Origin of the sequence: Curtobacterium sp. VKM Ac-1395 (genome assembly GCF_015350975.1) — a bacterium.
In the GTDB taxonomy this organism is placed as follows: Bacteria; Actinomycetota; Actinomycetes; order Actinomycetales; family Microbacteriaceae; genus Curtobacterium.
In genome coordinates this window covers 57,881-68,061 of sequence record NZ_JADKRX010000001.1, presented here as the reverse complement: position 1 = coordinate 68,061, position 10,181 = coordinate 57,881, and the positions used below count along the sequence as shown (strand labels likewise).

The 10,181-nt window shown below is 72.8% G+C and carries 13 protein-coding genes; 5 read left to right on the top strand and 8 right to left on the bottom strand.

All coding sequences use genetic code 11. From position 1 onward, the window contains the following. The first annotated feature begins 105 nt into the window (after window positions 1-105). Window positions 106-783: a PadR family transcriptional regulator gene (locus ITJ68_RS00385; protein ID WP_194660135.1), complete on the top strand. Its 678-nt coding sequence runs from the start codon at window positions 106-108 to the stop codon at window positions 781-783. A gap of 77 nt (window positions 784-860) precedes the next feature. Here the strand turns inward: ITJ68_RS00385 and ITJ68_RS00380 are convergent, their stop codons facing one another. Continuing rightward, a complete protein-coding gene (locus ITJ68_RS00380; RefSeq protein ID WP_194659396.1) occupies window positions 861-1,478 on the bottom strand; it encodes an alpha/beta hydrolase in 618 nt (205 codons plus the stop codon). A 90-nt stretch (window positions 1,479-1,568) separates the two neighbouring features. Between ITJ68_RS00380 and ITJ68_RS00375 the strand changes: the two genes are divergently transcribed. Further along, window positions 1,569-2,117, top strand: a complete 549-nt coding sequence (locus tag ITJ68_RS00375; protein ID WP_071276854.1) for an NUDIX hydrolase family protein — start codon at window positions 1,569-1,571, stop codon at window positions 2,115-2,117. A gap of 76 nt (window positions 2,118-2,193) precedes the next feature. Here ITJ68_RS00375 and ITJ68_RS00370 read toward each other — a convergent pair whose 3' ends face one another. Both ITJ68_RS00370 and ITJ68_RS00365 read right to left on the bottom strand, forming a co-directional pair. Next, the gene (locus ITJ68_RS00370; protein WP_194659395.1) at window positions 2,194-2,394 is read right to left on the bottom strand and encodes a CsbD family protein; all 201 of its coding nucleotides are present in this window, start codon (window positions 2,392-2,394) and stop codon (window positions 2,194-2,196) included. A gap of 230 nt (window positions 2,395-2,624) precedes the next feature. Continuing rightward, window positions 2,625-4,211, bottom strand: coding sequence for a DEAD/DEAH box helicase (locus ITJ68_RS00365; RefSeq protein WP_194659394.1), 1,587 nt, complete (start codon window positions 4,209-4,211; stop codon window positions 2,625-2,627). 341 nt (window positions 4,212-4,552) lie between these two features. On the opposite strand from ITJ68_RS00365, the gene ITJ68_RS00360 reads away from it, so the two are divergent. Next, the gene (locus ITJ68_RS00360) at window positions 4,553-5,383 is read left to right on the top strand and encodes an endo alpha-1,4 polygalactosaminidase (RefSeq protein WP_194659393.1); all 831 of its coding nucleotides are present in this window, start codon (window positions 4,553-4,555) and stop codon (window positions 5,381-5,383) included. A gap of 38 nt (window positions 5,384-5,421) precedes the next feature. Here the strand turns inward: ITJ68_RS00360 and ITJ68_RS00355 are convergent, their stop codons facing one another. The 4 genes from ITJ68_RS00355 to ITJ68_RS00340 form a co-directional block, all read right to left on the bottom strand. Beyond that, window positions 5,422-5,787 (bottom strand): GntR family transcriptional regulator, encoded by a 366-nt coding sequence (locus ITJ68_RS00355; protein WP_194659392.1) that lies wholly within the window; start codon window positions 5,785-5,787, stop codon window positions 5,422-5,424. Between the two features lie 11 nt (window positions 5,788-5,798). After that, entirely contained in the window at window positions 5,799-6,368 is a 570-nt protein-coding gene (locus tag ITJ68_RS00350; RefSeq protein WP_194660134.1) for a DUF1684 domain-containing protein, read from the bottom strand. A gap of 226 nt (window positions 6,369-6,594) precedes the next feature. Then, a complete protein-coding gene (locus ITJ68_RS00345) occupies window positions 6,595-7,071 on the bottom strand; it encodes a hypothetical protein (RefSeq protein WP_194659391.1) in 477 nt (158 codons plus the stop codon). 78 nt (window positions 7,072-7,149) lie between these two features. After that, window positions 7,150-7,782, bottom strand: a complete 633-nt coding sequence (locus tag ITJ68_RS00340) for a GNAT family N-acetyltransferase (protein ID WP_194659390.1) — start codon at window positions 7,780-7,782, stop codon at window positions 7,150-7,152. Window positions 7,783-7,878: 96 nt separating this feature from the next. Here ITJ68_RS00340 and ITJ68_RS00335 point away from each other — a divergent pair, with 96 nt between their 5' ends. Both ITJ68_RS00335 and ITJ68_RS00330 read left to right on the top strand, forming a co-directional pair. After that, window positions 7,879-8,484, top strand: coding sequence for a hypothetical protein (locus tag ITJ68_RS00335; protein ID WP_194659389.1), 606 nt, complete (start codon window positions 7,879-7,881; stop codon window positions 8,482-8,484). Between the two features lie 58 nt (window positions 8,485-8,542). Continuing rightward, window positions 8,543-8,845, top strand: a complete 303-nt coding sequence (locus ITJ68_RS00330) for a DUF427 domain-containing protein (RefSeq protein ID WP_194659388.1) — start codon at window positions 8,543-8,545, stop codon at window positions 8,843-8,845. 8 nt (window positions 8,846-8,853) lie between these two features. On the opposite strand, the gene ITJ68_RS00325 is transcribed toward ITJ68_RS00330, so the two are convergent. Then, window positions 8,854-10,107 carry an Nramp family divalent metal transporter gene (locus ITJ68_RS00325; protein ID WP_194659387.1) on the bottom strand — a complete coding sequence of 418 codons (1,254 nt, stop codon included), beginning with the start codon at window positions 10,105-10,107 and terminating at the stop codon, window positions 8,854-8,856. Between the last annotated feature and the right edge of the window lie 74 nt (window positions 10,108-10,181).

Genomic DNA, 10,181 nt, shown 5'->3' with positions numbered 1-10,181 from the left:
AGGTACCGATCTATCGTTACTACATCGCGACAGTGCCGGAACAGTTCGGAACGGATCGCGAGCCCACTTCCGTCACGACCCTCGAGAGGAGTCACCATGCACCCCATGGACGACCACGAGAACATGCACGACCACCGCCACGACCAGCGTGGCTCCGGACCGCGCGGCCCCCGCTTCGGCGGCGGGCGCGCGCACCACGGCGTCGGCTTCCCCGGCCGCGACCGCGGCGAGCACGGCGGGCGCGGTGGCTTCGGGCCCGGCCCGACGGGCTTCGGCGGCCGCGGCGGCTTCGGGCCCGGCATGGGCTTCGGTCCCGGGTTCGGCGGTCCCGGCTTCGGCCGGGAGCGCCGCCGCCGCGGCGACGTCCGCCTCGCCATCCTCGGCCTGCTGGCCGAGGGCCCCCAGAACGGCTACGCCGTGATCAAGACGATCGCCGAGCGCACCGGTGGCGCCTGGAAGCCGAGCCCCGGCTCGGTCTACCCGACGCTCCAGCAGCTCGTCGACGAGGACCTCGTCGTCTCGACCGGCGACGGTCGCAAGACGCTCTTCGAGCTCACCGACGCCGGCCGGGCCGAGGCAGCGGCCAAGGCCGACGAGATCGCCGCCGCGTGGGAGTCCACGCCCGGCATGCCCGACTCGCAGCGCGAGTTCGTCGAGGCGCTCCGCAAGACCATGGGCGTCCTGCACATGTACCGCACCAGTGCGACCGACGAGCAGGTCAAGGCCGCCGCGGCCAAGGTCGACCAGCTCCGCAAGGACCTCCTGCAGATCCTCGCCGACTGAGCCGTGCCACACGACGGACGGGAGGCTCCCCACCAGCTGGTGGGGAGCCTCCCGTCTGTCACGTGGCGGCGACGCCGTCAGCCGCCGATGAAGGCGGAAACGTCGGCCAGCTCCGCGGCCGACACCGCGTGTGGCAGCCCCTCGTAGGCACGGACGGTCACGTCCGTGTGCTCCGCTGCCCACACCGCGGTGCGCGCGGTGGCGTCACCGGGGATCACCGGGTCGAGGTCACCGTGACCGAGGAACACGCGGGGCCGGACGGCCGCGACCGCCTCGTCCCGGGAGTCGGTGACGCCCGGCACGACGAAGCCCGACAGCGACACCGCGAACGCGAAGCCCGCCGGCCGGGCGCGCAGGAGCTGCAGCGCCATCGACCCGCCCTGCGAGAAGCCGAGCAGCCCGATGCGCGGGTGGTCGGCCGCGACGCCGTCGACCCAGCCGAGGACCTCCTCGACCGCCGCGTCGACGGGTCCGAGCTCCGGCGACCCCGGCGTGCCGAGCGGGTACCAGCTGTGTCCGCCGCCCCACGGCAGCGGCGCCCGCAGCGAGGCGATCGTCCACGCGGGCGGCAGGGCCGGCGCGAGCGCGAGCAGGTCGTGCTCGTCGGAGCCGACGCCGTGCAGCGCGACGAGCAGGGGTGTGCCGGCGCGGTCACCGGTCGGGCGGGTCCACTGGACGAGGTCGGGGTCGATCATGCAGCCGACAGTAGCGACGCGCACCCGGTGTCCCTCCACGACCCCGCGCCCTTCCACCTGCTTCGCCCCGCCGCCTGGTAGACACGGAGCATGGCCTCGACGCGCACCCCCGATCCCGATCCTGACTCCGGCTGGCTGTCCGACGAGGAGCTCGCGATGGTCCGCCGTCGCCTGCCGATCTGCTACGTCGAAGCCATCCCCGTCCGCACCGACGGACTCGGCGTCGTGACCGAGGTCGGCGTGCTGCTCCGCGTGGCCCCGAGCGGGTCGATCGCCCGCACGCTCGTGTCCGGTCGCGTCATGTTCGGCGAGTCGATCCGCACGGCGCTGTTCCGGCACCTCGAGAAGGACCTCGGGCCGATGGCGTTCCCGCAGCTGCCGTCGAACCCGGCGCCGTTCACCGTGGCGGAGTACTTCCCGCTCCCCGGTGCCTCGGTCTACACCGACGAGCGCCAGCACGCGATCTCCCTGGCGTACGTCGTCCCCGTCACCGGGACGTGCGAGCCGCGGCAGGACGCCCTCGAGCTGACGTGGATGAGCCCGATGGAGGCCGCTTCGATCGCGGTGTCCGAGGAGATGGAGGGTGGCCGCGGCGCCCTGATGCGCGCCGGGCTCGCCTCGGTCGGCGCCCTGCTCTAGCCCCAGGCACGACGAAGCCCCCGGGACCGATGGTCCCGGGGGCTTCGCAGCGCGGTCTGTCGAGACCGGCTTGGTCCTACTTGTTGTCCTTGAAGCTGTCGGCCACGCCGTGCGCGGCGTCCTTGACGTCGGTCGCACCCTGCTTGGTCGAGGCCTTGGCCTGGTCGGTCTGACCCTCGGCCTTCAGGCGGTCGTTGTCCGTCGTGTTGCCGACGGCTTCCTTGACCTTGCCGGCCGCCTTCTCAGCGGCGTTCTTGATGTCGTCGATGCCTGCCATGTGGCGGCTCCTTCCGTCGTCGGACAAAACCACCGGTGGTCGCTTGCGCGCCCGCCGATGACCAGGAACCTACGCGCTCTGCGGACATGCGTTCGCAGTCCCCACCCAGGTTGGACTCGCCCCCCCCGACGCAAGACACCGGTGTTCAGCAGTCGCGCCGCGGAGATCCGCGGCGCGACCACCGAACACCGGTGTTTCGCGGGGGGTTGAACGCCCCGACTCAGCGTGGGTCAGCGGCCGGTGCCGGCCGGACGGGAGGCACGGCGCGAGCCACCACGGCGGTTGCCGCTGGACTCGGTGCCGGCTGCGCGCCCGGGGGCGTAGCCACCGTCGGAGGACCAGACCTGGGCGGACCCGCCGCGGGGCGAGTCGCTGCCGGCGCGACGGGGGGCGCCACCGGAACGACGCTGACCGGTCGAGCCGGCGGACGAGGCGGACGAGCCCTCGGTGGCACGGCCACCGCGACGACCCGAACCCGAGCCGTTGCCGGCCGAGCTGGACTGCGCGGCCGGAGCCGAGCCTCCCGAGCGGCCACCGCGGCCACGGCCACGACCGGCGGACGACGCGCCCGCGGAGGACTGCTGCCGACGCTGCGGCTGCTGCTGCTGGACGGCGGCCGGGTCCTCGTGACGGAGCGGGGCGATCTCGCCGACGAGCTCGAGCACCGGCGCGGACCGCGGGGTGACCTGCTGCGGCGCGACGGAGATCGCGGCCTTGCGCATCATCTGTGCGACGTCGCGACGCTCGGCGGGCATCACCACGGTGACGACGTCACCGGACGAACCGGCGCGGGCGGTACGGCCCGAGCGGTGCAGGTACGCCTTGTGCTCGGTCGGCGGGTCGACGTGCACGACGAGCTCGACGTTGTCGACGTGCACACCGCGGGCGGCGACGTCGGTGGCGACGAGGACGAGGGCCTCACCGGCGGAGAACTTGGCGAGGTTGCGCTCACGGGCACCCTGCGACAGGTTGCCCTGCAGGTCCACCGCGGGGATGCCCTGCGAGGAGAGCTGCTTCGCCAGGCGCTTGGCGTGGTGCTTCGTGCGCATGAAGAGGATGCGGCGACCGGTGCCCGAGGCGAGGGTCTGGACGAGGTCCTTCTTGCCGTCGGCGTCGGCGACCTCGAACACGTGGTGGGTCATCGCCTCGACGGGGCTGGACTCGTCGTCGACGGAGTGCATGACCGGGTTGTGCAGGAACTTCTTGACGAGCTTGTCCACGCCGTTGTCGAGCGTCGCGGAGAACAGCATGCGCTGCCCGCGCTCGGGCGTGGCCTGCATGATCTTCGTCACGCCGGGCAGGAAGCCCATGTCGGCCATGTGGTCGGCCTCGTCGAGGACGGTGACGTCGATCGCGTCGAGGTGGGCGTGACCCTGCTGCATGAGGTCGGCGAGGCGGCCCGGGCAGGCGACGACGATGTCGACGCCGCTGCGGAGCGCGTCGACCTGACGGCCCTGCGAGACGCCGCCGAAGATCGTCGTGGTGGTGAGGCCCATCGCCTTGGCGAGGGGGGCGAGCACGGCGTCGATCTGCGTCGCGAGCTCACGGGTCGGGGCGAGCACCAGGGCGCGGGGGCGGCCGGGGCGACGCTTCTGCGGGTTCGCCGCGAGACGGGCGACGAGGGGGATCGCGAACGCGATGGTCTTGCCGGAGCCGGTGCGACCGCGGCCGAGCACGTCCTTGCCCTTGAGGGAGTCGGGGAGCGTGTCCGCCTGGATCGGGAAGGCGTTCTCCTTGCCCTGGCTGACGAGCACGTCGACCATGGGGGCGGGGACGCCGAGGTCGGAGAAACGGATGTCTTCGATGGGGTTGGTCATGACGACCTTTCGGGCCGGTTTCGGCCGTGGTGCGCGCTCGATCGGCGCGCGGGCGGGAGCATGTCCGCGTCCGTCGTCCGCTCGGGGAGCGGCCGTGTCCTCTGCTGGAGAGGACGTGGAGGTGCGGGCACTGTCGCCGCAGCAGAGAGCCTGGCACCGGTGTCCCACCCGGACGGGTTCCGGGGGAGCGGTGGTGCGCGATACGCATCGGTCGAGTTCGACCGGGAGGTTTCGGGGGCGTCCGTACGACGCACGAGGCGATCGGCGCCTCGAGTACAGCCAGTGTAGCGCTCCGACGGGACCCGGCGGAAGAGCAGGTCCCCCGTGGGACCCTGGACGTCGTGCGCCTCCGTTCCCTCCTGCTGCCCGCCGTCCTCCTCGTCACCCTGGTCGGCACCGCCGGCTGCGCGGCCGACACCGGCACGGCCGCAGGTGACGGCCACCGCGACCTCCCGACCTCGGGCGTGCCGGACTACCAGCTGGGTGGGGCCTACGCGCCGCCCGCCGGCGTGACCGTCGTCGAGCGGGACAGCACCGAGCGCCCGGCGAAGGGCACCTACGGCATCTGCTACGTCAACGGCTTCCAGACGCAGCCCGGCGACGCTGCCATGTGGAAGGAACAGCACCCGTCCGCGATCCTGCGCACCGCGGCCGGCAAGCCGGTGTCCGACCCGGGCTGGCCGGACGAGATGCTCCTCGACACCCGCACCGCGGCGAAGCGTGCCGTGGTCACGAAGGTCATCGGGAAGGCGATCACCCGCTGTGCCGACCGGGGCTTCGACGCCGTCGAGTTCGACAACCTCGACTCGTGGACCCGGTCGAAGGGCGCGCTGACGCGGGCGGACAACGTCGCGCTGGCGACGTCCCTCGTCGCGGCGGTGCACCGCGAGGGGATGGCGGCAGCGCAGAAGAACACCCCGCAGCTCGGCACGGCCGGCAAGCGGACCGCCGGGTTCGACTTCGCGGTCGCCGAGGAGTGCGTGCAGTACCGGGAGTGCTCGGCGTACACGGACGTCTACGGCAAGCGCGTCATCGACGTCGAGTACGCGGACACGCTGAAGCCCTCGTGGTCGTCGGTGTGCGCGATGCGGGACCGACCCGCGATGACGATCCTGCGCGACCGCGACCTGGTGCCGAAGGGCGACCCGGCGTACGTGTTCGACCACTGCTGAGCGCAGCAGCAGTCGACGGGACGGTGAGGCCGTGCTGCCTACGCGGGCCAGGCGTCCCGGAGCGCCGCTGCCGCCTGGTCGGCGGAGAGCCCGGCTGCACGGGCCTCGGTGACCACGCCGCGGATCGCCGCGGCGACCTCGTCCGGCACCGCTGCCGGCCGGACCACCCGGGTGCCGGCTCCCCGTGCGGTCTGCACGAGCCCGGACTCCTCGAGCAGCTGGTACGCCTTCGCGACCGTGCCGGGCGCGAGCTTGAGGTCGTCCGCGAGCGACCGCACGCTCGGCAGCCGCTGGCCGTCGACCAGGTAGCCGGCGGTGATCTGCGCCGCGATCTGGGAGCGCACCTGTTCGAACGGCGGGATGCGGCCGCCGGGGTCGAGTGCCACGAGGCTCGTCGTCGACATGTCCGGAGCTCCTAGAAGTCGTACTGCTCGCCGACGGGGATCGGCACCGCGACGGTGTTGCCGGGGGGCGCGAGCGGGCACGCCCAGGCCGGGTCGTACGCGCACGAGGGGTTGTACGCGAAGTTGAAGTCGAGCACGAGCTCGCCGTCGTCCCCACCGAGGTCGGCGCCCTTGATCGTGTCGAGCAGGTAGCGCCCGCCGCCGTACGTGCCGCGCGCCTTGCCGGCACTGGCGTCCTTGACGGGCACGAAGACACCGCCCGCGTAGCCGCCGTGCGACCAGACGTCGAGCGTGCCGATGCCGGGCAGGGAGACCACGCCGAGACGGTCGAAGTGCACGATGCCGTCGGTGCCCGTCTCGACGTCGAGCACCTGCGGCTCGGCGGTCTCGATGCGGGCCCGGAAGCGCCACTCCGGGTCGTAGGCCGGCACGGGGAGCTCCTCGAAGTCGCGGGCGTCCTCGTCCAGCAGCGGACTGGCGGGGTGCTCGGCGAACATCGCGTCACGGGTCTCGCGCCACATCGCGTGCGCGGTCTCCGGGTCGGCTGTCGCACGGACCCGGCGGTACAGGTCGAACGTCATGCGCCGCCAGTCCACGGTCGCCATCGTGCTGTGCACGCGGTCGTCGGTCGTCGGCTCCTGGGGGCGCGTCTGGCTCACAGGGTCGAGGCTACGCCCGTCGCGTTGCCGGGCACCAGGGCAGACGGGAGGCCCGGGTCCGGTCGGCGTGTCCGGTCCTGTCCGGCACGTGGCCGGGCTGGTCCGACGTCGGTCCCAGGCCGTCGGCGTTCCCCGGGTGGCGTGGGTCTCAGGCCGGCGGCCAGGACGGCGCCTGCGCCCGCATCCGGATCGCCCGCCACTGCCAGATGACCCACATGCCGGGCCAGAGCGCGGCGCCGAGCAGCGCCGGGCGCATCCGGTAGTCCAGCCGGTCGACGAACAGGGTCTTCCCGTCGGGGAGCTCCGTCGCGGCCATCCGGTGCCGCATGTCCATCCGGGCGAACAGGCCGCTCGTGCCACCACCGTTGTCGCGCTGCACGGGGACACCGTCGACCTCGTAGCGGTCGATGTCCACGTGGCTCGCACCGCTCGGCACGACGCCGAAGGCACTCGCGGCGATCGGGTGCGGCTGCCCAGGGGTCCAGCGGCGCGGGAAGCCCTCGGGTGCGAGCGAGCGGTAGACCAGGAACGGCTTGGTCACGCCCACCATCACCGCCGGGGCCATCAGGGCGTCACGGACGGACGCGACCGGGGCGTCGAGGACGAGGCGGAGACCGACGTGCATGACGCCGACCGTACGCCGCGGCCCTGCTGCCGGCCCGTGCGGGCCAGGCGTGCGAGTGGGTCAGGCGTGCCGTGCAGGTCAGGCGTGCCGGGCGGACCGACGGCGGGAGCCCTCGGCGCGGTCGTGCTGCCGGAGACGCTCGGCGAGGGACAGCCGGACGGTGGGCCACTCGGACGCGGTGATCGAGAAGACCACGGTGTCGCGGAGGGTGCCGTCGCGCCCGATCTGGTGGTTGCGGAGCACGCCGTCCTGCTTGGCGCCGAGCCGGGCGATCGCGGCGCGGGACTGCTGGTTGTGCCAGTGCGTGCGGAACTCGACCGCGATGCACTGCCACACGTCGAACGCCTGCGAGAGCATCAGCAGCTTCGACTCGGTGTTGATCCCGGAGCGCTGGGCCGACCTGGCCAGGAAGGTGTGCCCGATCTCGACCCGACGGTTCGCGGTGTCGATCGCCATGAAGGTCGTCGAGCCCACCACGCGCCCGGTGGGTCGGTCGCGCACGGCGAACGGCACCATCCGGCCCGCGGTCTGCTCCGCGAGACGGCGCTCGATCTCGTCGTCGACCTGCGCCGGGGACGGGATCGCGGTGTACCAGGTGCGCCAGAGGTCCCCGTCGCCGACCGCCGCGCGGAGGTCGTCCGCGTGCTCCGGGCCGAGGGGCTCGAGCGTGACGCGGTCACCGGTCAGGGTCGGTGCGGGGGCGATCTCCATGGGAGTCGATCGTACTGGCGGCCCTCCTGACGAACGGCTCCAGAGCGCAGCACCTGTGGAAAGGGACAGGTCCTCCACAGCGGTTATCGTGACGAGGTGCGTGAACGAGGCCAGCAGCAGTACCAGGTCCGCTTCGGCTGGGGCATCGCCGATGCCCGTCGGGTCGCGAGCGGGGCGCACCTGGTCGTGTGGACGGACGTCCTGCCGACGCCGGGCGCCGATGACGTGGGCACCCACCGGGCCCTGCGCCGCGCGGTGCCCGCCGGGGCCGAGGTGGTGCTCGGCCACCTCGGCAACGCGACGACGGTGGCGGACCGCGTGACGAGCCTCCAGGCCGCACTGGGCGACCGCTGCGTCGTCGCGGTGATCGCCGCCGGCACCGCTCCGACACCCGTCGGGGACGACGCCGCCGAGGCGGCCGGGGAGTCCGTCGACGTGCCGGAGGCGCCCGGCTTCGCCGTCGAGGACCTGCTCGGTGCCGGCGCCGTCGTGGACGCGCTGACGGCGGTCGGCATCGACCACTGCTCGCCGGAGGCCGCGGCCGCGTGCGCCGCGTTCACCGGGCTCCGGCGCGCCGTCCGACACCTGGTGTCCGCGTCCGAGGCCGCGCGGGAGCTCGGACCGGAGCGGGTGCACGCGGCGCTCGCCGCGGGGCCGGAGCTCCTGAGCGTCCGGCCCGGGGAACACACCGGCGCGGCGTAGCGTTCCCACCATCACGCCAGCGGTCACCGGATCGCGGGCACGGCACGAGGAGCACATCATGAAGGCAGTCGTCGGCGACACCGTCATCGCAGAGGCATCCGAGGACGACCTCATCAAGATCGAGGGCAACTGGTACTTCCCGCCGTCGAGCGTGAAGACCGAGCTCTTCACCGAGACCGACACGCAGTACCACTGCCCGTGGAAGGGCGACACGCAGTACTACACCGTGAACGTCGACGGGCAGTCGTTCAAGGACAACGCCTGGTCGTACCCGACCCCGATCCCGTCGTCGTTCGACCGCGTCGGCAAGGACTACAGCGGCTACGTGGCGTTCTGGAAGGGCGTCCGCGTCGTCGAGTAGCCCCCGGCTCAGCCGACGAACGTGAGCACCACCAGGGCCACGTTCAACGCGACGATCACCGCCGCGATCACCCACGCCACGACGCGGGTGGTCGCGGCGTTGACGTCGGTGCCCATGACGCTCCGCCTGGACGTGTAGACCACGAGCGGGACGAGGGCGAAGGCGATGCCGAAGCTCAGCACGACCTGGCTCACCACGAGCAGCATCGTCGGGTCGGCACCGACGGCCAGCAGGACGAGCGCCGGCACCAGGGTCACCAGGCGCCGGGCGAGCAGCGGGACCCGCACGTGCAGCAGTCCGTGCATGATCTCCGCGCCGGCCATGCACCCGACCGATGTCGACGCCAGCCCCGACGCCAGCAGCCCCACCGCGAAGAGCACCCCGACGACCGGCCCGACGTTGGCGGTGATCGCGGCCTGGGCGCCCGGGATCGTGTCCGTGTCCTCCACCCCCGGCAGCGTCGCCGCGGCGAGCACGAGCATGCAGACGTTCACGCCGCCCGCGACGATGAGCGCCAACGCGACGTCCCACCGCGTCGCGACGAGGACCCGGCGGCGCTCCGGCCCAGCGGGGGTGTCGCCGTGCCGGTCGCGGGCGAGGGCCGAGTGCAGGTACACCGCGTGCGGCATCACCGTCGCGCCGAGCATCGACGCGGCGAGCATCACCGACCGCGTGCCCTCGAAGCGCGGGACCAGGCCGGACACCAGCTCACCTGGTGACACCTGCGCGAACAGCAGTCCCGCGCAGAAGCCGACGGTCAGGATCGCGAGCATCGACGTGACGACGACCTCGAACGTGCGGGCACCCCGCCGGTTCTGCAGCACGAGGATCGCCATCGACACGACCCCGGTGATGACGCCCCCGGCGACGAGCGGCAGGCCGAACAGCAGGTGCAGGGCCAGTGCTCCACCGATGACCTCGGCCACGTCGGTCGCGGCGGCCACCACCTCGGCCTGTGCCCAGAACAGCAGCCGCGGGGTCCGGCGCATCTTCAGCCCGAGCAGCTCCGGCAGCGACCGGCCTGTGACCACCCCGAGCTTGGCGGAGAGGTACTGCACCACGACTGCGCTGGCGTTCGCGGCGACGAGGACCCAGAGCAGCAGGTAGCCGTACTGCGCCCCCGCGGTGAGGTTCGCGGCGACGTTGCCCGGGTCGACGTAGGCGATCGCGGCGACGAACGCCGGCCCGAGGAGCGTCAGGCCGGCCGCACGCTTCCGCGGACCGCCGGCGGGGGCGCGGCGCGGGGTGACGATGTCGGTCATGCTGCCGAGCATGCCAGAGGATTCGGGGGACCGAATCCAGGAATTCGGTGGTTCGCAACCCGACGGACAGCCGA